At 59.7% G+C, this 24,145-nt stretch carries 27 protein-coding genes; 7 read left to right on the forward strand and 20 right to left on the reverse strand.

Features of this window, described 5'->3' with window-relative positions; genetic code table 11:
• Positions 1–19: 19 nt before the first annotated feature.
• Both CLV87_RS10230 and CLV87_RS10235 read left to right on the forward strand, forming a co-directional pair.
• Positions 20–2,167 carry a malate synthase G gene (locus tag CLV87_RS10230; RefSeq protein WP_099245005.1) on the forward strand — a complete coding sequence of 716 codons (2,148 nt, stop codon included), beginning with the start codon at positions 20–22 and terminating at the stop codon, positions 2,165–2,167.
• 146 nt (positions 2,168–2,313) lie between these two features.
• Positions 2,314–2,736, forward strand: coding sequence for a GlcG/HbpS family heme-binding protein (locus CLV87_RS10235; protein WP_099245006.1), 423 nt, complete (start codon positions 2,314–2,316; stop codon positions 2,734–2,736).
• Positions 2,737–2,808: 72 nt separating this feature from the next.
• Here CLV87_RS10235 and CLV87_RS10240 read toward each other — a convergent pair whose 3' ends face one another.
• From CLV87_RS10240 to CLV87_RS10260, 5 genes are all read right to left on the reverse strand, one after another.
• Positions 2,809–3,996 (reverse strand): peptidoglycan DD-metalloendopeptidase family protein, encoded by a 1,188-nt coding sequence (locus tag CLV87_RS10240; protein WP_099245007.1) that lies wholly within the window; start codon positions 3,994–3,996, stop codon positions 2,809–2,811.
• A 73-nt stretch (positions 3,997–4,069) separates the two neighbouring features.
• The gene (locus CLV87_RS10245) at positions 4,070–4,711 is read right to left on the reverse strand and encodes a protein-L-isoaspartate(D-aspartate) O-methyltransferase (protein ID WP_099245008.1); all 642 of its coding nucleotides are present in this window, start codon (positions 4,709–4,711) and stop codon (positions 4,070–4,072) included.
• On the reverse strand, positions 4,708–5,505 hold the full coding sequence (gene surE / locus CLV87_RS10250; protein WP_099245009.1) for a 5'/3'-nucleotidase SurE: 798 nt from the start codon (positions 5,503–5,505) through the stop codon (positions 4,708–4,710). The genes CLV87_RS10245 and surE overlap by 4 nt, the downstream gene beginning before the upstream one ends.
• A 119-nt stretch (positions 5,506–5,624) precedes the next feature.
• The gene (locus CLV87_RS10255) at positions 5,625–6,215 is read right to left on the reverse strand and encodes a class I SAM-dependent DNA methyltransferase (protein WP_099245010.1); all 591 of its coding nucleotides are present in this window, start codon (positions 6,213–6,215) and stop codon (positions 5,625–5,627) included.
• A 112-nt stretch (positions 6,216–6,327) separates the two neighbouring features.
• Positions 6,328–6,981, reverse strand: coding sequence for an SDR family NAD(P)-dependent oxidoreductase (locus tag CLV87_RS10260; protein WP_099245011.1), 654 nt, complete (start codon positions 6,979–6,981; stop codon positions 6,328–6,330).
• A 225-nt stretch (positions 6,982–7,206) separates the two neighbouring features.
• Here CLV87_RS10260 and CLV87_RS10265 point away from each other — a divergent pair, with 225 nt between their 5' ends.
• Positions 7,207–7,797 (forward strand): biotin transporter BioY, encoded by a 591-nt coding sequence (locus CLV87_RS10265; RefSeq protein ID WP_099245012.1) that lies wholly within the window; start codon positions 7,207–7,209, stop codon positions 7,795–7,797.
• A 164-nt stretch (positions 7,798–7,961) separates the two neighbouring features.
• Here the strand turns inward: CLV87_RS10265 and CLV87_RS10270 are convergent, their stop codons facing one another.
• Together CLV87_RS10270 and CLV87_RS10275 are read right to left on the reverse strand one after the other, a co-directional pair.
• On the reverse strand, positions 7,962–8,393 hold the full coding sequence (locus CLV87_RS10270; RefSeq protein WP_099245013.1) for a DUF1284 domain-containing protein: 432 nt from the start codon (positions 8,391–8,393) through the stop codon (positions 7,962–7,964).
• Positions 8,393–8,929, reverse strand: coding sequence for a DUF2199 domain-containing protein (locus CLV87_RS10275; protein WP_099245014.1), 537 nt, complete (start codon positions 8,927–8,929; stop codon positions 8,393–8,395). Before CLV87_RS10275 ends, CLV87_RS10270 begins: the two co-directional genes overlap by 1 nt.
• A gap of 312 nt (positions 8,930–9,241) precedes the next feature.
• Between CLV87_RS10275 and CLV87_RS10280 the strand changes: the two genes are divergently transcribed.
• Positions 9,242–9,655 carry a hypothetical protein gene (locus CLV87_RS10280; protein ID WP_099245015.1) on the forward strand — a complete coding sequence of 138 codons (414 nt, stop codon included), beginning with the start codon at positions 9,242–9,244 and terminating at the stop codon, positions 9,653–9,655.
• Between the two features lie 9 nt (positions 9,656–9,664).
• Here CLV87_RS10280 and CLV87_RS10285 read toward each other — a convergent pair whose 3' ends face one another.
• From CLV87_RS10285 to CLV87_RS23845, 3 genes are all read right to left on the reverse strand, one after another.
• Positions 9,665–10,243: a hypothetical protein gene (locus tag CLV87_RS10285; protein ID WP_099245017.1), complete on the reverse strand. Its 579-nt coding sequence runs from the start codon at positions 10,241–10,243 to the stop codon at positions 9,665–9,667.
• 50 nt (positions 10,244–10,293) lie between these two features.
• Positions 10,294–11,769, reverse strand: coding sequence for an amidophosphoribosyltransferase (purF, locus tag CLV87_RS10290; RefSeq protein ID WP_099245019.1), 1,476 nt, complete (start codon positions 11,767–11,769; stop codon positions 10,294–10,296).
• A 544-nt stretch (positions 11,770–12,313) separates the two neighbouring features.
• Positions 12,314–12,481 carry a hypothetical protein gene (locus CLV87_RS23845; RefSeq protein WP_166652725.1) on the reverse strand — a complete coding sequence of 56 codons (168 nt, stop codon included), beginning with the start codon at positions 12,479–12,481 and terminating at the stop codon, positions 12,314–12,316.
• Positions 12,482–12,625: 144 nt separating this feature from the next.
• Here CLV87_RS23845 and CLV87_RS10295 point away from each other — a divergent pair, with 144 nt between their 5' ends.
• The gene (locus CLV87_RS10295) at positions 12,626–13,792 is read left to right on the forward strand and encodes an alpha/beta fold hydrolase (RefSeq protein ID WP_099245021.1); all 1,167 of its coding nucleotides are present in this window, start codon (positions 12,626–12,628) and stop codon (positions 13,790–13,792) included.
• A gap of 15 nt (positions 13,793–13,807) precedes the next feature.
• Here the strand turns inward: CLV87_RS10295 and CLV87_RS10300 are convergent, their stop codons facing one another.
• Complete coding sequence (locus CLV87_RS10300) at positions 13,808–14,257, reverse strand: MarR family winged helix-turn-helix transcriptional regulator (RefSeq protein ID WP_133840750.1); 450 nt, start codon at positions 14,255–14,257, stop codon at positions 13,808–13,810.
• Between the two features lie 63 nt (positions 14,258–14,320).
• Here CLV87_RS10300 and CLV87_RS10305 point away from each other — a divergent pair, with 63 nt between their 5' ends.
• The gene (locus CLV87_RS10305; RefSeq protein ID WP_099245025.1) at positions 14,321–15,787 is read left to right on the forward strand and encodes a multicopper oxidase domain-containing protein; all 1,467 of its coding nucleotides are present in this window, start codon (positions 14,321–14,323) and stop codon (positions 15,785–15,787) included.
• 74 nt (positions 15,788–15,861) lie between these two features.
• On the opposite strand, the gene CLV87_RS10310 is transcribed toward CLV87_RS10305, so the two are convergent.
• From CLV87_RS10310 to alr, 9 genes are all read right to left on the reverse strand, one after another.
• On the reverse strand, positions 15,862–16,497 hold the full coding sequence (locus CLV87_RS10310; RefSeq protein WP_099245027.1) for a hypothetical protein: 636 nt from the start codon (positions 16,495–16,497) through the stop codon (positions 15,862–15,864).
• The gene (locus tag CLV87_RS10315; RefSeq protein ID WP_099245030.1) at positions 16,497–17,063 is read right to left on the reverse strand and encodes a CvpA family protein; all 567 of its coding nucleotides are present in this window, start codon (positions 17,061–17,063) and stop codon (positions 16,497–16,499) included. Before CLV87_RS10315 ends, CLV87_RS10310 begins: the two co-directional genes overlap by 1 nt.
• Positions 17,064–17,108: 45 nt before the next feature.
• The gene (radA, locus tag CLV87_RS10320) at positions 17,109–18,476 is read right to left on the reverse strand and encodes a DNA repair protein RadA (RefSeq protein ID WP_099245032.1); all 1,368 of its coding nucleotides are present in this window, start codon (positions 18,474–18,476) and stop codon (positions 17,109–17,111) included.
• A gap of 304 nt (positions 18,477–18,780) precedes the next feature.
• Positions 18,781–19,602: a DNA repair protein gene (locus CLV87_RS10325; RefSeq protein WP_099245034.1), complete on the reverse strand. Its 822-nt coding sequence runs from the start codon at positions 19,600–19,602 to the stop codon at positions 18,781–18,783.
• A gap of 101 nt (positions 19,603–19,703) precedes the next feature.
• Positions 19,704–20,162: a paraquat-inducible protein A gene (locus CLV87_RS10330; protein WP_099247646.1), complete on the reverse strand. Its 459-nt coding sequence runs from the start codon at positions 20,160–20,162 to the stop codon at positions 19,704–19,706.
• A 44-nt stretch (positions 20,163–20,206) separates the two neighbouring features.
• Positions 20,207–20,590, reverse strand: a complete 384-nt coding sequence (locus CLV87_RS10335; protein ID WP_099245036.1) for a hypothetical protein — start codon at positions 20,588–20,590, stop codon at positions 20,207–20,209.
• Positions 20,591–20,592: 2 nt separating this feature from the next.
• A complete protein-coding gene (locus CLV87_RS10340) occupies positions 20,593–21,339 on the reverse strand; it encodes an ABC transporter ATP-binding protein (protein WP_099245038.1) in 747 nt (248 codons plus the stop codon).
• Entirely contained in the window at positions 21,336–22,118 is a 783-nt protein-coding gene (locus CLV87_RS10345; protein ID WP_099245040.1) for an MlaE family ABC transporter permease, read from the reverse strand. The genes CLV87_RS10340 and CLV87_RS10345 overlap by 4 nt, the downstream gene beginning before the upstream one ends.
• Positions 22,115–23,152 (reverse strand): alanine racemase, encoded by a 1,038-nt coding sequence (gene alr, locus CLV87_RS10350; protein ID WP_099245042.1) that lies wholly within the window; start codon positions 23,150–23,152, stop codon positions 22,115–22,117. The genes CLV87_RS10345 and alr overlap by 4 nt, the downstream gene beginning before the upstream one ends.
• A 148-nt stretch (positions 23,153–23,300) precedes the next feature.
• Between alr and CLV87_RS10355 the strand changes: the two genes are divergently transcribed.
• Complete coding sequence (locus CLV87_RS10355; RefSeq protein ID WP_099245044.1) at positions 23,301–24,068, forward strand: adenosylcobinamide-GDP ribazoletransferase; 768 nt, start codon at positions 23,301–23,303, stop codon at positions 24,066–24,068.
• Positions 24,069–24,145: the final 77 nt, after the last annotated feature.

The raw sequence follows: 24,145 nt of genomic DNA on the forward strand, positions 1-24,145 counted from the left end.
CTGTTGAGAAGGATTCGAGATGTCTGACAGAGTGACCCGAGCAGGCCTGCAAGTTGCGGCTGAGCTGGCTGAATTCATTGAAGAGCAGGCCCTGCCTGGCACAGATGTCGGAGCTGATGCGTTTTGGCAGGGGCTGTCGGATCTGGCGCATGAGTTTGGGCCGCGCAATGCAGCTCTTTTGGCGAAACGCGAAGACATCCAAGGGCAGATTGATGCCTGGCACATTGCCAATCGCGACAAGCCGCATGATCACGAGGCCTATAAGTCCTTTTTGCAAGAGATCGGGTATCTGTTGCCGGAAGGGGATGATTTCGAAGTCGACACCGCCAATACAGACCCCGAGATCGCCAATGTGCCGGGGCCGCAGCTGGTGGTTCCGATCACCAATGCGCGCTATGCGCTGAACGCGGCCAATGCCCGCTGGGGCAGTCTTTATGATGCGTTTTATGGCACCGATGCCATGGGCGTTTTGCCTCCAAAGGGCGGGTATGACAAAGGCCACGGCGCGCGCGTGATTGCGCGGGCGCGGGTGTTCCTGGATGAAAGCTTTCCGATTGAAGGGCTGAGCCATGCAGATGCGCGGCGCTATCACGTGCAGGGCGGGGCGCTGTTGGTGGATGAAAAGCTTCTGAGCGACCCGGCCAAGTTTGTCGGCTATCGCGGGCACCCCAAGGCCCCGGATGCGATCCTGTTGCAAAACAATGGGTTGCATGTGGAGCTGGTCTTTGATCGCACCCATGTGATTGGGGCGCATGATCAGGCCGGGTTGGCGGATGTGCGTTTGGAAAGCGCGGTTTCGGCGATCATGGATTGTGAGGATTCCGTCGCCTGTGTGGACGCTGAGGACAAGGTGCAGGCCTATCGCAACTGGCTGGGCCTGATGCGTGGCGATTTGCAAGAGAGCTTTGAGAAGGGCGGCAAGCAGGTTACGCGCGCGCTGAACGCGGATCTGACCTATACCGGACCGGATGGCGGCGATGTCAGCATCAAGGGCCGCGCGCTTTTGCTGGTACGCAATGTGGGCCACCTGATGTCCAACCCGGCGATTTTGCTAAAAGACGGTTCGGAGATCTTTGAAGGTCTGATGGACGCCATGGTCACGGTGTTGATCGCCAAGCATGATCTGGCCAAGACCGCAGGCAACCGCAATTCGCATCACGGGTCCGTCTATGTGGTCAAGCCCAAGATGCATGGGCCCGAAGAGGTCGCCTTTGCCGATGAGACCTTTGATCGGGTTGAAGCGGTGCTGGGCCTGCCGCGTCACACGGTCAAGCTTGGCATTATGGATGAAGAGCGCCGCACCACGGTGAACCTCAAGGAATGTATTCGCGCGGCGAAGTCACGGGTTGCCTTTATCAATACCGGTTTCCTTGATCGCACCGGGGATGAGATCCACACCTCGATGGAGGCCGGGCCGTTTTCGCGCAAGGATTTCATCAAGCGCAAGGCCTGGATTGGCGGCTATGAAAACCGCAATGTCGATATTGGTCTGGAATGCGGGCTGTCTGGTAAGGCGCAGATCGGCAAGGGCATGTGGGCCATGCCGGACATGATGGCGGCGATGATCGAAACCAAGATCGAGCATCCAAAGGCGGGGGCCAATTGTGCCTGGGTGCCGTCGCCGACAGCGGCGACCTTGCACGCTTTGCATTACCACAAGGTGGATGTGTTTGCGGTGCAGGCCAAGCTGCGCAAGGGCGGGCGGCGTGCCCATGTGGACACGGTGCTTGAGGTGCCTTTGGCGACCTATCAGAAATGGAGCAAAGAGCAGATCACCCGTGAGGTTGAGAACAATGCGCAGGGGATCCTGGGCTATGTGGTGCGCTGGGTTGATGCGGGTGTGGGCTGTTCCAAAGTGCCTGACATCAATGATGTTGGTCTGATGGAAGATCGGGCCACCTGCCGGATTTCCTCGCAGCATATTGCCAATTGGTTGCATCATGAGGTGATCTCGGAAGGGGAGGTCATGGAGATCATGAAACGCATGGCCGAGGTGGTGGATCGTCAGAATGCGGGCGATGCGAGCTATGTTGCCATGACCCCGGGTTTTGACGGGATTGCCTTTAAGGCGGCTTGTGATCTGGTCTTTGAGGGGCGTGTGCAGCCGTCGGGTTATACCGAGCCGGTCCTGCATCGCCGCCGTTTGGAGTTGAAAGCCTCGGCCTGAAGCCAGAGGTATTGCGCCGCGCCAATGCGCGTCGCTGGGGGGCGGGCGCGCAAGCGCGCCCGCGAAGGGGGCCAGCCCCCTCTGGGCCCAAGGGCCCATTCACCCCCGGAATATTTGGACCAAGAAGAAACAAAGGGAGAGGTGTCATGATCTCATTGGAACAGGCACGGGGCATTGTGCGGGCCGCTTTGGCAGCCGGGAACGAGGCGGAGATGAAGCCGCTTTCTGTGATCGTGCTGGATGCGGGCGGGCATGTCTTGGCCTTTGAGCGCGAAGATGGGGCTGCGCCCGGGCGGTTTGAGATTGCGATGGGCAAGGCCTATGGCGCGGTGATGCTGGGCATGGCGGGCACGGCGCAGATGGCGCGGGCCGAGGCGCAGGCCTATTTTATTGGCGCGGCCAATGGGGCTTATGGCGGGCGTTTGATCCCGGTGCCGGGGGGTATTTTGGTGCGTGATGCGACTGGCGCTGTTATTGGGGCCGTTGGCGTGACAGGTGACACCTCGGACAATGACGCGATTGCTGGCAAGGCAGGTATCGAATCCGTTGGGCTGACTGCGGAAATCTGAATTGATGCCATCGCAGTAATGAAAAACGCCTCTGGATCCCAGAGGCGTTTTTTGTGTTATCGCACCTGTTGATCAGGGCAAATAGGTCGTCGGATCGGTGCTTTCAAAGCCCTTGCGCACTTCGAAATGCAGGATCGAGGGGTCCCCTGGTTTGACCTTGCCGATGGACTGACCTTTGCTGACCGCATCACCCTTTTTGACGGTGATATTGTCGAGATGGGTGTAGACGGTGATCAGGTCACCGGGATGGCGGATCAGCAGGAACTTGATGCCTTCAGCGGTGCTGCTGACCGAGGCGACCTGACCGGAAGCGGCGGCTTTGACCGTCGTGCCAGCGGGGGCTGAGATGTCGATGCCCTCATTGCGGCCCTTGGCGTAGTCGCGCACGATGCTGCCAGAGACCGGCATGACCATCTCTGACTTGGCCGGTTTGGAGGTGCCGATATCGGCCACGGGTTTTGCCGGTTTCGGCGGAGTGGCGGCCGGTTTGGCCGGGGTTGGGGTGACGGCCGCTGCCGGTGGCGTTTCATCCGGCAATGGGGTTGAGGCGGAGGGCGGCGGCGGTGTTGGTGTGCCACGGCCCGGCTCCGGGATCTCACGCGGTTTGGCGGCGGATGGCGCGGGTTTTTGCGTCACCGGGATAATCAATTGCTGGCCTTCGCGCACCGAGAAGCTGCGATCCAAGCCATTCCATTCGGCGAGCGAGCGTGGAGACACGTCGTAAAGCCGCGCAATGGTAAAGGCGGTTTCGCCGCGTGCCACCGTATGACGGGTTGGCTCAACCCCGCTGGAGCCCGCCGGGGCGCGTGGTGTGGTTGGGGCGGCGCGATCAATCGCGCCCCCGGCCAGGGTGGCCACATCGACCGTGGCCGCAGGGGTGATCGGGCCGGTGATGTCAGAGCCAGTGGCGGGGGAGGGTTCGCTCACCCGGCGCGGCAAAACCACCAAGGCACCGTGGTTCAGCGGATCATCGACCTTCATACCGTTATATTGCGCCAGCTCATTGGCGGGCAAGCCGATGCGGGCGGCGAGACTGGCCAGGGTGTCGCCGCGTTTGGCCACCGCCACCTGATAGCTGGGATAGGAAATGATGCCGCGATTATCGGGATCGGGGCGGTTTTCCGTTGCCTTTTGCGCCGCAGCAGATGTGTCGATCCGGCCGCCGATCTTGCCCCGCAGGTCCAGATCAATCGGTTGCGAACAGGCACCAAGCGTCAGGCCCAGGGCAAGCGCAGATACAATTCGGGTTTTGGCTGTCATCTCGATTTCCTCATACGCGCCCCTTGTTGCCGGGACGTCATTGCACCGCCGTTTTATCGATGGTCAGCCCTGATCAGTCTTTGCCCAGACCTTCAACCAACGGCACAAATCGCACGGGGCGCAGTTCGTCATAATCGAACCCATCCTCATGGCGTGTGACGCGGATCAGGCTTTGCACAGCATCGGACTGGCCCACCGGTACAACCATGATACCGCCAATTTTAAGCTGCGCCAAGAGCGGGCCGGGCGGATCTTCGGCGGCGGCGGTCACAATTATGCGGTCAAACGGGGCCTGATCGGGCAAGCCAAAGCTGCCATCCGCCGTAAAAGCGGTGATATTGGTCAGCTCCATCTTGTCAAAAACCTTGGTTGCGGCTTTGACCAGACGGCGATGGCGATCCACCGTATAGACGCGGCGCGCCAGCAGGGCGAGTACGGCGGCCTGATAGCCGGAGCCGGTGCCAACCTCGAGCACCTTGTCGCGCGGACCAACCTGCAAGGCCTGCGTCATCAGTGCGACCACCGAGGGCTGCGAGATGGTCTGACCACAGGCGATGGGCAGCGGCATGTCCTCATAGGCGCGGTCGGTGAAATAGCCCTGGATGAAATCGCCGCGATCTACGCGCTCCATCACCGACAGCACTTTGCTATCGGTCACACCTTTGGAGCGCAGCGCAAAGAGGAACTGCATTTTGGCTTCGGCGTCAAAACTCATGCAAAGGCGTCTTTCAAGCGGTCCAGGGCGTCATGGGCGGTCAGGTCCGCGCGCATGGGCGTGACCGAGATATACCCGTCGAGATTGCGTTCCGCATCCGAGCCGGTTTCGGCCGGCGCGCGTTGGTCGCCGCCCCGCACCCAGAGAAAACGCCGCCCGGAAGGGGCGTTATGTGGCGTGACGCTAAAGCGGGTATTGGCGCGTTTGCCTTGTGGGGCCACGGTGATGCCTTTGACGGCATCCGCAGGCACAGGTGGGAAATTCACGTTGTAAAACAGGCGGTAGCGGTCTTGGTCACCCGGATCAGCGGCGCGATCAGAGGCCAGGATCTTGCGAATGACCTCAACCCCGTATTGGGCTGCGGCCTCAAATGGGTTGTCGATGGCGTTATTGTCAGGGCCGTAATATTGCGACAAAGCAATGGCGGGCAGGCCCTGCAAGGCGGCCTCGATAGCGGCACCGATTGTGCCGGAATAAAGCGTGTTTTCAGCCGAGTTATTGCCGCGATTGACCCCGGACAGGACCAGATCGGGTGGGGTGTCGGCCATGACGTCATGCACACCGGCCAGAACGCAATCCGCGGGCGAGCCTTCGGCGGCGAAACGGCGTTCGCCCATCTGTGCAATCATCGTCGGGTGAGTGTAGGAAATGCAATGCCCGACACCGGATTGTTCAAAGGCCGGGGCCACCGTCCAAACTTCGCCATCCGGCCCGGCCAGCTCTTGCGCGATGGCCTCAAGAATTTTGAGGCCGGGGGCATTGATACCGTCGTCATTGGTGATGAGTATGCGCATGAGAAAGCCTGTTTGGTGTTTGCTTCTCCATAGGCAATGTGGTGCCATGGGGCAAGCGTGCAGCCACTCTTTTGGCTGCGGCGCATGGCGCAAACGCTATGTGGCTGGTTTCCTGATGACTAAAGACGCGTCGCGCAATAACCGCAACTCAGCCGATAGGGCGGTCCTGTGCGGTAGAACTCGTGGGCTGGGGCATGAAAGCCCGTCTCATTCAGGAGATCTAGAATCTCGGTCGGCTTGTATGACTGATGTCCCCAACGCCAGCGCACAAGCGCGGTACACCAATGCGGGCGAGAGACTGACAATATCAAACGACCGTTGGGATTGAGATGTTCAAAAATCCAGCGCAAGGCTTGGATCGGGTCATCACAATGCTCGATCACATGGGCGCAAAGAATGACGTCATATCTGCGCCCCAAGGGGGTGTCGCCAACGGTCCCCTGAAGACAGCGCGCTGTCGGAAAGACGGAATGCGCTTGGGTCAGCATGTCTGAGGAAAGATCCAAAAGATCGAGTTCTGCATCAGAGCCCGTTACCTCATAAAAGGCTTGGGACAAAGCTGCTGTGCCACATCCGGCATCTAGGACGGATGTGGCTCTGGGACCTTCGGGGCAGGCAAACCGAACCAAATCGCGGTAAGCCGCATCAAAACCAAGTTTAGATATGCCCGATTGCCAGCTTTTGGCGGCCCCATCATAAAGGCTTTGCATATCTGGCCCAGAAGTCCCGCCGGGACGGCGACGGGTCAAGCTTAATCGAAATCCTGGCCAAAGCGTGTTCATTCCCGCACTAGGCGGGGGCTGTGGTCTTAGGTCAAGCCCGTCAGCTTCGCAATTTCGTGAGCAGGCGCGCGGCTTCGTCTTTGGGGCCTGCCAGGGCGTTGCGTTCCTCACCCGGATGGAAGCGAGCACGCAGGGCGGTGCGCATCGGCTTGGGTTCCAGGATCTGAACATTCGGGCCGGTTTTGGCGCTTTCGGTGGCCCAGCTGCGCGCCAGTGCCATCTGAGCCGTCTTGGTCGTGCCGTAATGACCGTAAAACGCCTCGCCGCCATGTGGGTCGTCAAAGAACAGCGCCGTGCCGTCATCGCCAAGCAGGGGGGCCACGAAAGGAATGAGGTGTCCCATGGCGTCCACATTGATCGACAGGGATTTCTGCCAGTCTTTTTGATCCATATGCGGGGCAGGGGTCAGCGGGGCAGCGTGAATGGCCGTATGCGCCCAAAGCGCCACCTTGCCCCAGCGATCATAGATCGAGCGACACAGATGCGCCATCGCATCGCGATTGGTGATGTCCATCGGGGCCAGCGTGGCTTCGCCGCCCTTGGCCTTGATCATATCATCCAGCTCTTCAAGCCCGCCGGTGGTGCGGGCCAGGGCGACGATGTGATACTCCGGGGCCAGTGCTTCGGCCAGGTAAAAGCCCAAACCGCGCGATGCGCCGGTGATCAGGGCGATCTTTGTGTTTTGCTCAGTCATGGGGGCGGTGTGTCTTGCTTTGCTCAAAAGGTCAAGCCATGGCCAGGATCAGACCGGCGATGTCGCAGCTTGTTGGCTTTGCAAAGTGGTCCTGCGTCGGGTTTTGCAAGTTTTGCAGCGAAAACGGGCGCTAACAGGCTTGATCAGGCCTGTGCAGTGCTTGACACTGCACCATGAGGCCCGCAGAAGTGCGGGGTCACTAGATATTCATAGAAGGGGGCGCGCATGTCTAGCCTTTCTCACTCCGCTCTTGGTCAATTGTCTGCACTGAAGCAGGCCGGGATTGTCCTTGGAGCGTCGATCTTCATCGCCGTAGCCGCTCAGGTCAGCGTACCAATGTTCCCGGTGCCAATGACGCTGCAAATGCTGGCCATCCTGCTGGTTGGTTTTGCTTTGGGGGCTCGTCTGGGCACCGCCGCGCTGGTCACCTATCTGGCCGAAGGGGCCATGGGCCTGCCGGTTTTTGCCAATGGCGCAAATGGTGCGGCTTTCTTTGGCCCGACCGCGGGCTTTCTGATCGGGTTCGTTGGCGTGGCCTTTTTGGCGGGGCTGGCGGCTGATCGTGGTATCGCCAAGGGTTTTGTCTCCACCGCCATTGTTGGTCTGGTCATTGCCGCTCTGCTTTACATCCCGGGCATCGCCTGGCCGATGGCCGTGGCGCAGGTTGCCGGGATCGAAGGCAGCTGGATTGGCAAGGAATTCGGTTCTTACTACTGGACCTATTTCATGAAGCCCTTCCTGATCGGTGATGCGGTCAAGGCGGTTCTGGCGGCTCTGATCATGGCTGGTGGCTGGAGCTTCCTCGCCAAGCGCTGATCACGTTAGATCAAGTATTGGGAACGCCGCTCCGAGGGGTCGGGGCGGCGTTTTCTTTTGTGGTTTTGCGCGTGCCGCGGGCGGGGAAGGGGCGCTGCCCCTCTTGGGCGCAAGCGCCCAATTCACCCCGGGATATTTGCAGCCCAGAGAAACAAAGGCTCTTTTCAGCCCTCGTCGCTGTCATGCAGGCGCTTGAGCGCGTCTTCGCACAACCCATATTCGAGCCATTGGCAGCCGGAACAGACGGTGGAGAGCGCGCCGGGGGGGACGTTTTGCTTGATGCGTTGCAAGGCCTCGCCCCAAGTGAGTTCTTCGTGTGGTTGCAATTTCAATGCGGCGGCATGAGAGCGATCCAATTGCGAGATGGATTGCTGATTGGTGCAAAGCCGCCCCTGACGTTTGGGGCAGGGGGCGCAGATATCATCCGCGTAGCCGGTCAGTTTGATCCGCGTCTCGCGCCCCTCGGGGGTGCGCAGGCGGCCCATGACGATGGCGCGCATGTTGGCGGTGAAATCATCCGAATAGCCCTTGCCCTGAAAGCCCAGGGCACAGAGGAAATGATGCGGACGAAAGCGGAGCGGCGGGGTGTCTGACATCAGTCTTGTGCCAGTTTCGGGCGGATATCGTTGCCCGCGGCGGCATAGATATCCAGCAAATCGTCAAAGCTGATGCCGTTTTCCTGGGCCTCTGCCAGGGGGCCTTCGATCGCATGGAGGCGCGGGCGTTGATCCTCGGGGCCGGGGGCGATTTGGCAAAGCGTGCCAAGCTCTTCCTCAAAGCCCGGTGGGGTATTGGCGATCAAGCCTTCGCCCGGTTCGATGTCTTGGGCATCGCCGGACCAGGCTGCCAGGAATGCGCGAAACAGGGTTTCACTGACCTCGGTCCATAGCCCAAAACCAAAGCTGTCATCTGATCCGCGCACCGGCAGGTATAGCACGGCGCGCAGGAAATAGCGCCCCTCAAGCCGACAGAGATCATGGTTGAGACGATCCTCGCCAACAATCAGATCACCCCCGCCCTCAAAAGCGGTGTGCGGCCAGTCCTCGGGCTCTTCAAAACCGATGTCGAAAATCCCGTCAAAGGGCGGGGAATGCAGGCGACGCCAGCGGCTATCAAGGGCAAGAAGCGCCATGGGGATACTCGGGTTTTATTGAACGATCCGGGGCGGGTGTAACGTGTTTTGCTGCCGAGTGAAAATGCAAATCGGCCGTCGTGAGGTTTGGGCGACGGTTCGTCCTGGGCATTGGGAAAGGAAAAGACGTGATGGGACAGATGGGGTCCGGCCTTATCCCCTTGGCATGCCTATCAAAACTGCCATGCTGAACGGGGCGATTTCTACGCTGTTATCCCCCAAATGCGGTATGTGCAGCCCTCAATTGAGGCGTATCGAAAGCAAAGACCCGGCGAAGGAGCCCGGGGTTTTCATCACTTTTGAGGTCTTCACATGCTTAAAACCGTTTTGCTTTCTCTATCTTTGGTTGCCGTGGCAGGCGCAGCCCATGCGGCTGGGTGCAAGGTCAATATCGGTGTGGATAACCGGTCCAATGATCGGGCGGTCTGTCTGCACCTGAAATCCAAGACCCGTGCCAATCCGCGCTGGGTCAGCATGAACAACAACATCGCCACGATGGGCGATCGAAAGATTTGCGCCGGGCCAGGGAAATCCGTGTCAAAGCCCATCAATTTCCCCTTGGTCGGGTGCAAGGTCAAACGCGCCCTGCAGGCCGAGATTGTTTGTCATAAAGTGGGTAAGCGGCCCGGGTTTCCTGTCGCGCGTCGCACCGGTGAGCGCCATGTGGAAAATGTTGGCTTTCACAAGCTGAAAGACCGCAAGTTCCGCTATAAATGCGAACAGTAAGGGGCGGTTTCAATCCCGGCTTTGGTTGATAAGGTCAGGGAAACGTTCGGAGATCAGGTCGAGGATTTGACGTGCCTCGGCCTGATCCAGATCCAAGCCAAAGCCGATGGTGTGGACGCCATAATCAAACTTGAGCACGCCTTGATGGCGGCTGCTCAGAATGCCTTGGATGGATTGTTTGTTTGCGTAGCGCCGCTTGGGTTCGCTATCGAGGCGGAGGTTTTTGACCATCCCGGTCTCGCAGTCTACGCGGCGTTTCCATAGGCGGATGCTGCGGGTGACAGTGATGGTTTGGTGGTCGATGGTTATGATCTCGCGACCAATCAAAAGCCAAAGCAAGGTTGCGCCTGAGGCAAGACCCCCGGCTGTCCAGGCGGCCAACCAGATCAGCATGAACAGGCTGATGCCCAGGCTGCCGGATCCAAAAACCATGAGCAGCGCAAACGCCTCTCCGACGACCCAGCCCATCATCCAAAAGGTGAGAAACGCGGCGGTAAACCAGCTGCGTCTGGCGGTGATGGTGATGTTGAGTTCGCTGTCATTCCCGGTGACGGTGCTGCGTCCGGCGCTGGGGTCCAATTGACTCATAAATCACTCGAAAGAAAGAAAAAGCCCCGCCAAAGGGCGGGGCGATTGGATTACTCGGCGGCCTTCATCTGAAAGCCTTTCTTGATCATATCAGCGGGTTCCACCGGATATTCGCCAGAGAAGCAAGCGTCGCAATATTGCGGGCAGGATTTGTCGCGACCCTCGGCCTCGCCCACGGCGCGGTACAGCCCGTCCAGCGAGATGAATTTGAGGCTGTCGACGCCCAGATGCTGACACATCTCTTCCTCGGACATGGTCGCCGCCAGCAGCTTTTCGCGCTGTGGGGTGTCGACGCCGTAGAAGCATGGCCAGGCGGTGGGCGGGGAGGCGATGCGGAAATGCACCTCGGCCGCGCCGGCATCCAGGATCATCTCTTTGATCTTGCGCGAGGTCGTGCCGCGTACCACCGAGTCATCGACCAGGATCACCCGCTTGCCCTTGATCAGGGCGCGGTTGACGTTGAGCTTGAGGCGCACACCCATGTTGCGGATATGTTCGGTCGGCTCGATAAAGGTCCGGCCCATATATTGGTTGCGGATGATACCCATGCCAAAGGGAATGCCGCTTTCATGGGCAAAGCCGATGGCGGCGGGGGTGCCGCTGTCTGGAACGGGGCAGACCAGATCGGCCTCGACCGGGTTTTCACGCGCCAGTTCCACGCCGATCTGACGGCGGGTTTCATAGACGGATTGGCCGCCGATGATGCTGTCCGGGCGCGAGAAATAGACGTGCTCAAAGATGCAGAATTTCGAGGGTTGCGGGCGGAACGGGCGGTGGCTTTGAACGCCATCTTCTGCTGTGATAACAACCATTTCGCCCGGCTCGATTTCGCGCACATATTCGGCACCGATAATGTCGAGCGCGCAGGTTTCAGAGGCCAGGCACCAGCCTTCGCCAATCTTGCCTAGCACCAGCGGGCGCACGCCCAGCGGGTCGCGCACACCGATCAGTTTGGTGCGGGTCATGGCGACGACCGAGAACGCGCCTTCGACGCGGCGCAGCGCGTCTTCCATGCGTTCGGGGATATTGCGCTGCAACGAGCGAGCCATCAGGTGGATGATGCATTCACTGTCGCTTGAGCTTTGAAAGATCGAGCCGCGCTCGACCAACTCGCGGCGCAGGGCGTCGGCATTGGTGATATTGCCGTTATGGGCAATCGCCGCGCCACCCATTGAAAACTCACCAAAAAACGGCTGTACATCGCGGATTGCAGCCCCTTTGGAGCCCGCCGTGGAATAGCGCACATGACCAATGCCGAGCGCGCCGGGCAGGGTTTTCATCAGCGTTTGCGAGGTGAAGTTGTCACGCACATAGCCAAAGCGGCGGGCTGAGTTGAAGCCCTCGACAGGGTCATAGGTGACGATGCCGCCAGCCTCTTGGCCCCTGTGTTGCAAGGCGTGTAGACCCAGCGCCACAAAATTGGCGGCGTCGGTCACGCCCACAGCACCAAAGATGCCGCATTCTTCTTTGAGTTTGTCTCCGTCGCTGTTTACAGCGTCGAAATCGAACGGGTGAGCGGGGGGCATATTACCGTCGGGCAAGGGCAGCTCCGAATCCTGTCGCGAGTGTTCGGCCCCGTCATAGGCGAGACGGGCAGTGCTGTCACGAAAGGATTACAATTCTTAAGGATAGAAAGTCGGTTTTGCGCGCGGCAAATTGTATCCTGACCAGATCAGGGCAAAATGCCGGTAAACCCAGCGCACGCCGGGTAACGGCCCGCGCGCTGAATGCGCAACGGGGGTATCTGTCCGAAACAGCCCCGATTTAGGAGAGATTGCCCCCCGATATTTTGCCCGGCTTTGGGGCCCCGGATCAAACGGCGCTACCCAATCTGTCCGATTCTACCGGAGTTTTGGGGGGATTGCCCCTGTGCTTGGCCAAAAGGGCGAAAAACTGGGGTTAATTATCGTTTGGAAAGGTTAATGCGGGAATTTTCTGATCTGACGGCACGTCGCACGGTGATCGCCCAGCTTTCCCGTGACCTGCCCGAACACCGTAGAAACCGTGTTTTTCGGCGTTCGGGCAGCTGCCGGAGCCGCTTTGGTTCGGCAGCGTTCTAGGGGCCTGACCCTAAAGCAGGCGAAACCCTTGGATGAGGCGAAACCTGCGGCGCTCGCCTTGCTTTTTGCCAAACAGCGCAAAGGCCTGTTCACTGCGCAATTGGCGGGCGCGGGCGGTGTAGAAGCCGATATCGATCGAGCCGTCCTTGAGCTGGCGATGGGGGGCTTTGTTATCCATGGCACTGTCTCCTTTTGGGTGTGAACACAGTGTGGCGGGTTTGAAAATTTCGCGCTTGAAGACAGGCTTTAGAAACTCTTGTGAAACCCTTGTCTTTTCTCAAAACCTCTTTCTCTGACCTGAATTTAGGCGTTTAGTGAGCGCATGGAATATCGATTTGCAGACTGCCTTTTGGATGATGATCGCCACCTGTTCACGCGTGGCGGAGAGGCGCGCCATCTGGAACCGCAGGTGTTTTCCCTGCTGGTTCTGCTGGCGCGCAATTCTGGTCAGGTGGTGAGCAAGGCAGAGATCATTGATCAGGTCTGGCACGGGCAAATCGTGTCCGAGGCGACGATCAGCGCTCGGATCAGTGCAGCGCGGCAAGCGGTGGGCGATACGGGCAAGGCGCAACAGATCATTCGCACCATCCACCGAGTTGGGCTGCAATTGGTGGCCGAGGTCGAGAGGCAGGGCAGGGCGCAAAGTGCGCCGATGCCGCCCGTTCAGGTGCGGCTGCTGCGGTCCAGCGATGGCACGGGCATTGCCTGGAGCGAGATTGGCGAGGGCGCGCCGCTTTTGCGGGCGGGACATTGGATGACCCATCAGGAGCTGGATCTGGACAATCCAATCTGGGGGCCTTGGCTGCAAGGGCTGGGTCGGGGGCGGCGTTTGGTGCGCTATGATCCGCGCGGCACCGGCATGTCGGACCGTGGCTGCACTGATTTGTCGCTGGAACTGATGGTGGATGACCTCAAGGCGGTGGCGGATGCGGCCAGTCTGGCGCGGTTTCCGATCTTTGCCGCCTCGCAAAGCGTGTCTGTGGCCTGCGCCTTTGCCCATCGCTATCCTGAGCGGGTGTCGAAACTGATCCTGTATGGCAGCTTTGTCCAAGGCGCGGTGATCCGCGATGGCGATCAAGGCAAGGCGCTGACCCAGGCGATTGGCCATTGGATTTCGACCGGTTGGGGCAGCCCGACCGTGGGGGCGCTCAAATCCTTTACCTCGCTTTTTATGCCCGATGCGACTGAGGATCAGGTGCAAAGCTTCATGCAAATTCAGGTCGCCTCGGCCTCGCGCGAATGGGCGGTGCGGTTGCGCGATTTTTTCGGGACCGTGGATGTGAGCCATCTGTTGCCCGAGATTGAAGTGCCGGTTCTGGTGGCCCATGCGGCGAATGATGCGCTGCAACCGTTTTCGCAGGCGCAACTGGCAGCACAGCTTTTGCCCAATGCCAGCCTGCTGCGGCTGGACAGCATCAACCACATCCTTGTGCCGCAGGAACCGGCCTTTGAGCAGTTCATGACGGCGGTCGATCACTTTTTGGCGTAAAGCGCGGGCCGGAGGTTATTTCTGTGTCGCCTGCAAAAGGCTTGTCAGCGCGCTGCGCAGCTCTTCTTTGGCGTCATCACCGATCACATCCGCGATCTCGGTTTCGATCTGGCGGATTTGATCGGCTGCGATGCTGCGCCAGCGGTGCCCTTTTTCGGTGATCGACACCAGCTTGTCGCGTTTGCTGTTGGGATCGAGCGTGACCTCGAGCATGCCATGTTTGACCAGACGATCCACGGCTTGTTGCGCGGCTTGGCGGGAAAAGCTCATTTCCTTGTGGATGGCCGACAGTCTGACACTGCGTCCGCGCAGATTGCCAAAGACGCGCATATCGGCGGGGCGGATATCGACAAATTCGGTTCCTGCCCGCGCAGCATCCATGCGCGTGTTCCAATGGGAGATCAGCGACATCATCATGCCTTTGATGTTTTGCCCGAGGAAAGCGTTATCTCTTTTATCAATCACAGTTGACAAATCCACTTCTGCTGCCAATCTATCAACCGTAGTTGATATTCTTTGGAGGTTTCAATGAACCGCAGAACTTTCCTGAAGTCCACAGGGGCGGGCCTTTTGGTGGCCGGGAGTGGTATGGCCTGGGCGCAATCGGCACCGCGCCCGCTGCCATTGATCCCTCTGACGGATCTGACGGGTGGGATTGAGGGGCGTATTTCACTGGCGTTGAACAAGGCCAGCCATGATTTCGGGACCGGCGCGCAAAGCGAGACCTTTGGCATCAATCACGATTACCTTGGGCCGGTGCTGCGGGTGAAACAGGGGCAAACACTGCCCTTTGATGTGGTGAACAACATTGGCGAAACCTCGACCCTGCATTGGCATGGCCTGCATATTCCTGGCGATGTAGATGGCGGCCCGCATCAGGAGATTGCCCATGGGGCCACCTGGTCACCGGATGTGCCGATTGTTCAGCACGCCTCGATGAACTGGTTTCATTCACATATGCATGGCCGCACGGCGCGGCAAACCTATTCCGGCCTGGCCGGGGTGTTGCTGGTTGAGGATGATGCCAGCCTGTCGGCGGATTTGCCCAAGACCTATGGGGTCGATGATTTCACCCTGATCCTACAGGACAAGATGTTCGATGGCAGCGGAAAGATGACCTATGCGCTGACGGCGGAGGTGTTTGAGGATGGGTTTGAGGGCGACACCCTGACCGTGAACGGGGCCATTGCCCCCGTTGCGCAGAGCGTGCCCACGGGCCTTGTGCGCCTTCGCATTCTGAATGCCTGCAATGCGCGGTTTCTGGAGCTTTCCATGCAGAGCGGGCCGATCACGGTCATCGCGTCGGATGGTGGCTTTCTCGCAGCGCCGGTTGAGGCCGCAAGCATTCTGATGTCGCCGGGGGAGCGCTATGAGGTGCTGGTGGATATGAGCACTGTCGACAGCAATGAGTTGACTGTGAATATGGATGGTGGCGGGAGCTTTTTCGCTTCGCTGTTTGGGGGGAATGCCGCCACCACGGTGCTGACCCTGACACGTCGGGCAGAGGCCGGGTTTGATGGGGCGATGCCGAGGAGATTGGCAAATCTTGCGCCCCCCAAAGCCTCAGAGGCCAGTGTGACGCGCTCTTTCCAGTTGGAGATGGATGTGGGCGCGGATCTGGCCGCGCTGGCCGCGTCCTGGGACAATTTCTGTGGCGATGCCGGGGCGATGGCGATCAATGGCCAACCGATGAAGATGGATCGGATCGACGAAGTGGTGCGCAAGGGTAATACCGAGATTTGGCGCGTTTCGGTGGATGACCAACTGCATCCGTTCCACATTCATGGCTGTTCCTTCCGTATCCTGAGCCAGAACGGTGCTGCGCCGCCCGCCTATGCCGCCGGGTGGAAGGATATGGTGCATGTCGAAGAAGGCTGGTCAGAGGTGCTGGTGCGCTTTGACTATGAGGCCCCCAAGGATGCGCCCTATATGTATCACTGCCATATTCTGGAGCATGAAGATTGCGGCATGATGGGGCAATTCACCGTCGGCTGATGCCTACGCTAAGCCCCTAGGGTTAGGACCCATTAATTCACAATGCTCAGCAAGGAAATTAAGGGGTCCTGACCCTAGGGGCTTGGCTGGGAGAGCAACAGGTCACTCCCGGTTGTCGTGACCGCAAACCAACCGCCCGCCGCAAGACGCGCGAACGGTAAATAAAGATCGGGTGCAGAGGGCTCGGTGATCAGCGGCCAAACCAACCAGTTGGCAACCTCATAGCAATTGGCGGCGCGATAGTAGGTTTCGGACAAAAAGTGAAAGGCCTCAGCCGTGCGTGGTGGACATTCCCTCAGCATATCAAAAAGAGCGTCATCGAGGTCGAATGTTACCGGGTCTGACTGCATGAGAACCGGGCTTTGTGCCGCACAAAAAGAGACGGGGCTGTTTGGGTGTGGGCAGCTGTAGCCTTGATGCTGCAACTGCGCCAAACCTTGTTGCAAAAGCACCTTTGCCTCATTGGGGGATGTGGGCGATTTCAAACGCTGCCAAGCCTCTGCGCGCTGGCCGAGAGCCGCGCCGTTGGGAAGTAAAGACAATGCGTTCTTTTGGGCTTCGATTGGCAGGGCCCAGAAATCGAAATGTAGGCGAAAATCTTCTTTGATCGCTGGGAGCACTGCCGGGCGAGGCGTGGCTACCTGTTCGGGAAATTCGTCCAGAATGTCATGCCAGGCGCTTTGCCACTGCGCCTGTTGGCGGCTGCTCATCAGTTCTGCGCGGGGGCGTCACAATGGCTGAGCAGCGATTGGTATTGCGCTTCGATCCAGCCGACCGCCTGTTCGGGGTCTTGGTCGTCGATCTTGTCGGTGAACTGAGCAAAGACAGCGGCCGAGCGGCTGTCATCGATCATTGGGATGTCCTGGGCAGTGACGGCGACCTCGTAGACAAAGAAGGTCACGGCAACCAGAACAATGCCACGCGCCACACCGAAGAAGAAGCCAAGCGCCTGGTCCAGCCCGCCCAGAACCGAGCGTTGCACCAGCGAGGCAAAGAAGGGGGTGAACAGCGACATGACCACCAGCGCCACGGTCATCAGCGCGGCAAAGGCCAGGATCAGCGACATCACGCAGTTATCGCCGACAAATTGCCCGATCATCGGGATCTCTTTGACCAGCGGTTGCACCTGGCCGACAAACATGAAGGCAAGGATGCCCGCGACGATCCAGCCGCCAATGGCCAGCGCTTCGCGCACCAGGCCACGGGAATAGGCCAGCAGGGCCGAGAGTACGATGACTGCGGCGACGACGCCGTCTACGATTGTAAAGCCTTCCATGAGCTTGCTCGCCCCTTCCTGTTCGCGCCCGTTCCGACACTTGGTTTATCCGGCACCAAAGACCTCGCCCACAAATGTGGTCAGATCTCCCATGCGCGTCAGTGCCATGCCTTGTGTTGCGGCGGCTTTGCCACCGGTTGGCAATATGGCTGTGCTGAAACCAAGTTTTTGCGCCTCTTTCAACCGATTTTCCGTTTGCGACACCGGTCTGAGCGCACCTGACAGGCTAATTTCCCCAAAAACAACTGTTTCTGCGGGTAACCCGGTATCTTCGCGGGCGGAAAGCAGCGCAGCGGCAACAGCCAGATCGGCGGCGGGCTCGTTCACGCGCATGCCACCGGCCACATTCAGGTACACATCCAGCCCGGCAAAGGGGATACCGCAGCGTGATTCGAGCACGGCGAGGATCATGTTCAAACGCGAGCCGTCCCAGCCCACAACCGAGCGGCGCGGTTGGCTATGAGGCGAGGGGGAAATCAGGGCCTGGAATTCGACCAGAACGGGACGGGTGCCTTCGATACCGGAAAACACGACCGAGCCGGGGGCAGGCTGGCCGCGTTCTGACAGGAACAGGGCCGAAGGGTTGGTGACCTCGGACAAGCCGGCGCCGGTCATTTCAAAAACGCCGATTTCGTCAGCCGGGCCAAAGCGGTTCTTGACGCTGCGCAGGATGCGGAACTGGTGGCCACGCTCACCCTCGAAATAGAGCACCGTATCGACCATATGTTCGACCACACGCGGCCCGGCAATCGCGCCTTCTTTGGTGACATGGCCGACCATGATCACTGCTGATCCACGGCTTTTGGCGAAGGTGGTCAGCTCATGCGCGGCGGCGCGCACCTGAGAGACTGAGCCCGGCGCGCTGTCGACATTATCGGCCCACATGGTCTGGATCGAATCCACGATGGCAAGGTCGGGCTGTTCTTCGTCCAGCGTGGTGAGGATGTCGCGCAGGCTGGTTTCGGTGGCCAGTTTTACTGGCGCATCGGTCAACCCAAGCCGTTGGGCGCGCAGGCGCACCTGGGCGCTGGCCTCTTCGCCCGAGATATAGATGACCTTGAGCCCGGCCTTGGCAAAGGAGGCTGCAGCCTGCAAGAGCAGTGTTGATTTACCGATGCCCGGATCACCGCCCACCAGCACAGCGCTGGCGGGCACAAGGCCACCGCCGAGCACCCGGTCAAGCTCGGCCATGGTGGAGGCGGTGCGCGGGGGCGGGGCCTCTTTGGTGGAGAGATCGGTGAGCGGGATGGCTTTGCCGCGCATCGCCCCGAGGGATTTCTTGGACGGGCCCTGGCTGAGCGGTTTCTCTTCGGTGATGGTGTTCCATTCCCCGCAGGATTCACAGCGGCCAGACCATTTGGAGCTGGTGGCACCGCAGGATTGGCACACAAAGGTGGTGACGGATTTGGCCATGGGCTGTCCTGTGAGGGGATGTTTTTGGTTTTGGAGAGGTTTAGGGGATTTGCTGGCGTTGGACAACGGGGGAGGGGCAGGCTGCAAAAAGTAAACACCCGTTCATAGATTTCTCACGCGGAATCAAGGCCCTTGGGCCGCCGCGTGATCGCCGTCCCGCCCCCCGGGTCGGCGATTTGGCAAGCGGCTTGGTGAACACGGTGGTTGGAAAGAGTGTGGCTGGGATAAAGTGGCAGAAACGGATGTTTCATCGCCAACCCGCGAGACGGCGATCACGCGGCTTTGGAAATCAATGCAAAGGCGGTCACTCCGCCGCACGCGGCAGGACAGTGACGTTCTCTGCCTCCAGCGCCATTTCCACATCTTCCCCTTCCAGCGCGACCTCTGCCGTTTCCGCTTCGGGGATGAAATGCGCATCCGCGGCCTTTTGCAGTTCGGGCAGCAGATCCCCGAGCTCTTCTTTCAGGCGGTCCAGCTGGGCCTTGGCGATGGCTTCGTCCATCTCGATCTGTTCGTTCCACTGGCGGATCTCGGTCGCGGCAAGCTTGGCCTTTTCCAACCGCTCATTGAACAGGGTGATTTCCTGCTGCCGTGCAATCAGGAAGTCACGGGCGCGGGTGACCTTGTTGTCGGAATAGGTCTCGGCCAGCTCGTGGCTGACATGGCTCATCTGCGCGGCGAGTTCCAGCACCGAAGGTTCCAGATCGGCCAGATCCGGGTGGTCGCGCAGAAAGGCGATGCGTTCACGGATCGAGTCATATTCGCCCTTCATCTGGAACACCCCCGCCCGATCCGCACGATGCGAGGCCGCATAGGCCGAGGCGACATCCTTCATACTGGTGTGAAAATTGCGATGCGACAGCTCGAGCGCCATAACCCGGGCATTGGTCGGCAGGAAAAAGCACAGCAGCAAGAGCAGCGCAGAGACTCCAACCTGAATATACATGCCCGCCTGCATAAAGATCTGATCGCCAAAGCCGATGGGCAGCTCCAGCCACGGGGCCAGTTCGAAGGCGCAGGCAATCGAATACCCTGTCAGCGCAAGTGACAGTGCGATTATCAGTCCAAAAGCAATACGTTGCATGACATCGCGAAACAGCCCGGCAGCAGGGCGCAAAGTCGACATCGAAATTCCCCCAGAAAACTCATTATCAAAGTAAAGAGCGGCAGCTCATCGGCAAGTTTATGCCGATAATGCCCATCTGGGGAAATTTTTTGCAGGGGGAATTAAACTGATTCTGAAGCGTGCTCTATCTGTCGCACCTTTTTGCGCCCCTCTATCGCGCCCAGGATAATGGAACCGAGGATGCAGGCGGTGAACAGATAAAGCCCCCAGGCGGTTTCAATCGTGCCCAGACCCATGCCCTTGGACAGGGTGATATAGAGCGCGACGAGGAAAATATCGGCCATGGCGAATTTGCCCATCAGGTTCAAAACCGGCATGGTTTTGCGATCCAGAAGGTGGAACTGCACCAGTGCCAGACCAATGGTTTTGAGCATCGGCGCAAAGAGCGCAAACAGGGTGACCAGCAGGGCGAGAAAGATGTCGGATTTCCACAAGGATTGCAGGCCGGAAATCACGCTGATCTCGGAGAGACCAAAGATCGGCAGCAATCCGGCGCGCATCAGGGGCGCGAACCAGGAGACCGGGTAAAGGACGAGCAGGACAAGATTTAACCAACGCATGTCAGGCACTTATGTGGTCTGGTGGCTGGTTTCCAGTGGTAAATTTAACTGGTCCACCACCAGAGCCCCAGCAGGATCAGCAACAAGACGATATGGATCACATCCAGCCAACGCCAGCGCGCGCGCGGGGTGATGGAGCAGATCAGAAAGAAGGCCGCGGGCACCAGAAGGGCCGCCATGCCACCGCCTTCGGCCATGAATTGCGCGGCAGCAACGTATAGCTCGCCCTCGGCCAGACCAGCGGCGGGGGCAAAGGTGGTGGCGATGCCTCCGGCGGAGAGAAACAGCGCAATCAGCGCGGGCCAGCGGGCGATGCCATGGCCAACCGCTACCCGGATCAGGGCAAGGGCAGCGAGGAGCGGCAGGAAGAGGAATTTCTTGTAAAACAGGAACCCCAGCAGGACCGGGCTTGGTTCAAAAAATTCCATCGCTACCTCACCGCCTCAATCGGGCCATCGGCGCGCCCCGAGATGAACTGATCCACGTAAGGGTCACCGCTGTGATCCATATCGGCCACCGCGCCGCTCCATTGGATCACTCCGTCATGCAGCATCGCCACATGGTCTGCAATGGCGCGCACGCTGGACATGTCATGGGTGATGGTCATCGCCGTGGCCCCCATTTCATCAACGATCTCACGGGTAAGCTCATTGATGACACCGGACATGATCGGGTCAAGCCCGGTGGTGGGTTCGTCGAAAAAGATGATCTCGGGCTCGGCGGCGATGGCGCGGGCAAGACCGACACGCTTTTGCATGCCCCCCGACAGCTCGGCCGGGAAACGGTCAGCCACATCGGGTTTCAGCCCGACGCGGCGCAGCTTTTCGATGGCGATCTCGCGGGCTTCGGATTTGGGGCGTTTCAGCGATCCGCGCAACAGGCGAAAGGCGACATTTTGCCAGACGGTGAGGCTGTCAAACAGGGCCGCGCCCTGAAACAACATGCCAAAGCGGGCGAGAAATGCGTCGCGATCCGCCTTGGTGACATCCTGCCCATCCAGCGTGATCGTGCCCGCATCCGGGATCACCAAACCCAGCACCGATTTCAGCAATACCGATTTCCCGGTGCCCGACCCGCCGATGATCACCATCGAGGATCCCTTGTCGATGCAGAGATTAACATCGCGCAGCACCTGGTTGGAACCAAAGGTTTTTTGGACGTTGGTGAGTTCGATCATAGCGAGAAAAACACTCCCGTCAGAAGGAAGTTCGCCGCCAGGATCAGCACCGCCGCCGCTTCGACCGAGCCTTTGGTGGCGCGGCCCACGCCTTGGGCGCCGCGGCCCGAATGCATGCCGTAATAACAGCCCATCAGCGCGGCGATGCCGCCGAAGGCGCAGCCTTTGACCAGGGAGGAGAGGATGTCGAGACCTTCCAGGAAATCGACGGTGTTCTTGAGATAGGCAGCGGCGTTAAACCCGAGCGATCCGGTGGCCACGGCGTAGCCGCCAAAGATGCCGATCACATCCCCCACCGCCACCAGCGCCGGGACGGTGACCAAGGCGGCCAGCACGCGCGGGGCGACGAGGTATTTCATCGGGTTGGTGGACAGGGTGACAAGCGCGTCAATCTGCTCGGTCACTTTCATGGTGGCGATTTCGGCGGCGATGGAAGAGGTCACGCGCGCGGCGATCATCAGCCCGACCAGAACCGGTCCGAGCTCGCGCACCATGCCGATGGCAACGATCTGGGGCACCACCGCCTCGGCGTTGAACCGGGCACCGCCGGAATAGATCTGCAAGGCCAGCGCCGCGCCGGTAAAGATGGCGGTCAGCCCGACAACGGGCAAAGACAGCCAGCCGATATTCAGCAGCGCCACCAGAAATTCGCGCCCATAGAACGGCGGGCGGATCATGTGCGACAGGGTTTGCAAAGCAAAAAGCGTGACGCGGCCAATGGACCCCATCGCGCCCAGGGTCGCGCGCCCCAGCGCTCCGATCGGTTGCAGCAGGATCATGCGCCGATATAGCGCCGCTGATAGCGTGCCCCCATGGAGGTCAGGATTTCGTACCCGATGGTTCCGGCCCATTCGGCCAGGGTGTCGACGCTCTGGCGGGCATTGAGCAGCTCAAGCCGGTCGGGATCTTCGTCGAGTTCGGTCACGTCAACGGCGATCATATCCATAGAAATGCGGCCCAGCACCTTGCAGGCGGTGTCGCCGGACCACAGCCAGGCCTCTTGCCCCATGGCGCGGATGATGCCATCGGCATAGCCCGCAGCGATGGTGGCAACGCGGGTTGGGTGTTCAGCGGTCCAGGTGTTGGAATAGCCGACGGTTTCACCGGGCAGAACCTCGCGCGTCTGGATGACAGGCACCGAGAGGGTCGCAACCGGCTGCGCCTCGGCAAAGGGCAGGCCGCCATACATGCCGACACCGGGGCGGGTGAGGTCAAAATGGTAATCTTCGCCGAGCAGAATACCGCCCGTCGCGGCGAGCGAGCGGGGTGCTTCGATCCCGTCGGTCATATCGATAAAGCAGCGCAGCTGGTGCTGGTTCATCGGATGTTCGGGCGCATCGGCGCAGGCAAGGTGGCTCATCACCAAAGCCGGGTTCTGCGCCAGAGCGATCTCGCGCAGGGCGCGCCATTCGGCGTCCTCCATGCCAAGACGGTTCATGCCGGTATCCAGTTGCAAGCCAAAGCGGTGGCCGGGCAGGGCCTCGACATGGCGCAGCATCTGGTCGATGGAATTCAATAGCGGCGTCAATTGGTTGTCGCGGATCATATCGGTGTCGCCAGACATGTGCCCGGAAAAGACAAAGATGTCAGGACCCGAACCAAGGATATCGCGTAGCTGCGCGCCTTCTTCGGTTGCGGCGACAAAGAATTGTCGCGCGCCTGCCTTTGCCAGCGCCGTGCTGACCTGGTCCAGCCCCAGCCCGTAGGCATTGGCCTTGACCACCGCGCCGGTGTCGGTTTGTGATTTCGCACTCAGCGCCTGCCAATTGGCACAAAGCGCCCCAAGATCAATTGTAAGTTCTGCAACAGCCATGTGTTGTCTTTGGCAGGCGTGGCGCGAGGGTCAAGCGAAAATCACCGGTTTGGCAGGGGGAATTGTGGATCAGACCGGATCGTGGCGGGCGATTGCAAAGCATGGTTAACGCTTTTAGCGTTAGACAGGAGGGGAAGGGGAGGCGCGCATGAAAGACACGCTGCGGCTGGAATGGCAGCTTTATCAACTGGCTTTGCGGTTTCTGACCTGCCTGCCTTTGGCGCGCAACCTGCAGGAATCCGATGATCTGCGGGTGCGGGCGAACAAGTATTTTCCCTTGGTCGGGGCCTTGCTGGGGGTGGTCGGGGCGGTGACCTTCTGGATGATGGCGCAATGGCTGCCGGTCAGCGCGGCGCTGATCCTGGCGCTGGTCATGGGGTTGATGATCACCGGTGGCTTCTTTGAGGAGGGGTTGGCCAAATCCATTGAGGGCATGCATCGCGGCGAGGGGCAGACGCAGATCCTGCAGATGATGGCGGGGCCGGGGCTGGGCCTGTTCGGGGCAATCAGCGTGGCGCTGGTGGTGGCGATGAAGCTGATCCTACTCAGCCATATGGATCTGGGCACCGCCGGGGCGGCGATGATCCTTGCGCCGGTCATTGCTATGATGGCGGTGGTGCATGTGATCGCGACTACGCCCTATTTGCACGGCGAAGGCCTGCGCGCCGCAGCCCCCTATATCACCGCCAGCGGCTATCGCTTTGCTCTGGGCAGCATGGCCGCGATTTGGCTGTGCTTTGCTTTTTATGTCGGCTTTCTGCCCGCCGCCTGCGCCTGGGCCGGAGGCACGATCTGCGCACAACTTTTCCGCAGCCGGTTGGTGGGCAAACTGCGCGGCTATAACAGCGATTGCCTAGGGGCGGTGATGTTATTTGCGGAAACGGGCAGCTATTTGGGGTTGAGCTTGTGGTTGTGAGGGGGGCCAAACACAATTGCCAAGATGCAAAACTTTTCTGGCTCCATGACAGCGAAGCGGACATTTCTACAGTTTGC

It is taken from the genome of Pelagimonas phthalicica, from assembly GCF_004364805.1.
Taxonomy (GTDB): Bacteria; Pseudomonadota; Alphaproteobacteria; order Rhodobacterales; family Rhodobacteraceae; genus Pelagimonas; species Pelagimonas phthalicica.

Bases quoted from the DNA above. Each gene is read 5' to 3' on its own strand.
- CLV87_RS10230 (WP_099245005.1), top strand. From the start codon at position 20: ATGTCTGACAGAGTGACCCGAGCAGGCCTGCAAGTTGCGGCTGAGCTG.
- CLV87_RS10235 (WP_099245006.1), top strand. From the start codon at position 2,314: ATGATCTCATTGGAACAGGCACGGGGCATTGTGCGGGCCGCTTTGGCA.
- CLV87_RS10240 (WP_099245007.1), bottom strand. From the start codon at position 3,996: ATGACAGCCAAAACCCGAATTGTATCTGCGCTTGCCCTGGGCCTGACG.
- CLV87_RS10245 (WP_099245008.1), bottom strand. From the start codon at position 4,711: ATGAGTTTTGACGCCGAAGCCAAAATGCAGTTCCTCTTTGCGCTGCGC.
- surE (WP_099245009.1), bottom strand. From the start codon at position 5,505: ATGCGCATACTCATCACCAATGACGACGGTATCAATGCCCCCGGCCTC.
- CLV87_RS10255 (WP_099245010.1), bottom strand. From the start codon at position 6,215: ATGCAAAGCCTTTATGATGGGGCCGCCAAAAGCTGGCAATCGGGCATA.
- CLV87_RS10260 (WP_099245011.1), bottom strand. From the start codon at position 6,981: ATGACTGAGCAAAACACAAAGATCGCCCTGATCACCGGCGCATCGCGC.
- CLV87_RS10265 (WP_099245012.1), top strand. From the start codon at position 7,207: ATGTCTAGCCTTTCTCACTCCGCTCTTGGTCAATTGTCTGCACTGAAG.
- CLV87_RS10270 (WP_099245013.1), bottom strand. From the start codon at position 8,393: ATGTCAGACACCCCGCCGCTCCGCTTTCGTCCGCATCATTTCCTCTGT.
- CLV87_RS10275 (WP_099245014.1), bottom strand. From the start codon at position 8,929: ATGGCGCTTCTTGCCCTTGATAGCCGCTGGCGTCGCCTGCATTCCCCG.
- CLV87_RS10280 (WP_099245015.1), top strand. From the start codon at position 9,242: ATGCTTAAAACCGTTTTGCTTTCTCTATCTTTGGTTGCCGTGGCAGGC.
- CLV87_RS10285 (WP_099245017.1), bottom strand. From the start codon at position 10,243: ATGAGTCAATTGGACCCCAGCGCCGGACGCAGCACCGTCACCGGGAAT.
- purF (WP_099245019.1), bottom strand. From the start codon at position 11,769: ATGCCCCCCGCTCACCCGTTCGATTTCGACGCTGTAAACAGCGACGGA.
- CLV87_RS23845 (WP_166652725.1), bottom strand. From the start codon at position 12,481: ATGGATAACAAAGCCCCCCATCGCCAGCTCAAGGACGGCTCGATCGAT.
- CLV87_RS10295 (WP_099245021.1), top strand. From the start codon at position 12,626: ATGGAATATCGATTTGCAGACTGCCTTTTGGATGATGATCGCCACCTG.
- CLV87_RS10305 (WP_099245025.1), top strand. From the start codon at position 14,321: ATGAACCGCAGAACTTTCCTGAAGTCCACAGGGGCGGGCCTTTTGGTG.
- CLV87_RS10310 (WP_099245027.1), bottom strand. From the start codon at position 16,497: ATGAGCAGCCGCCAACAGGCGCAGTGGCAAAGCGCCTGGCATGACATT.
- CLV87_RS10315 (WP_099245030.1), bottom strand. From the start codon at position 17,063: ATGGAAGGCTTTACAATCGTAGACGGCGTCGTCGCCGCAGTCATCGTA.
- radA (WP_099245032.1), bottom strand. From the start codon at position 18,476: ATGGCCAAATCCGTCACCACCTTTGTGTGCCAATCCTGCGGTGCCACC.
- CLV87_RS10325 (WP_099245034.1), bottom strand. From the start codon at position 19,602: ATGTCGACTTTGCGCCCTGCTGCCGGGCTGTTTCGCGATGTCATGCAA.
- CLV87_RS10330 (WP_099247646.1), bottom strand. From the start codon at position 20,162: ATGCGTTGGTTAAATCTTGTCCTGCTCGTCCTTTACCCGGTCTCCTGG.
- CLV87_RS10335 (WP_099245036.1), bottom strand. From the start codon at position 20,590: ATGGAATTTTTTGAACCAAGCCCGGTCCTGCTGGGGTTCCTGTTTTAC.
- CLV87_RS10340 (WP_099245038.1), bottom strand. From the start codon at position 21,339: ATGATCGAACTCACCAACGTCCAAAAAACCTTTGGTTCCAACCAGGTG.
- CLV87_RS10345 (WP_099245040.1), bottom strand. From the start codon at position 22,118: ATGATCCTGCTGCAACCGATCGGAGCGCTGGGGCGCGCGACCCTGGGC.
- alr (WP_099245042.1), bottom strand. From the start codon at position 23,152: ATGGCTGTTGCAGAACTTACAATTGATCTTGGGGCGCTTTGTGCCAAT.
- CLV87_RS10355 (WP_099245044.1), top strand. From the start codon at position 23,301: ATGAAAGACACGCTGCGGCTGGAATGGCAGCTTTATCAACTGGCTTTG.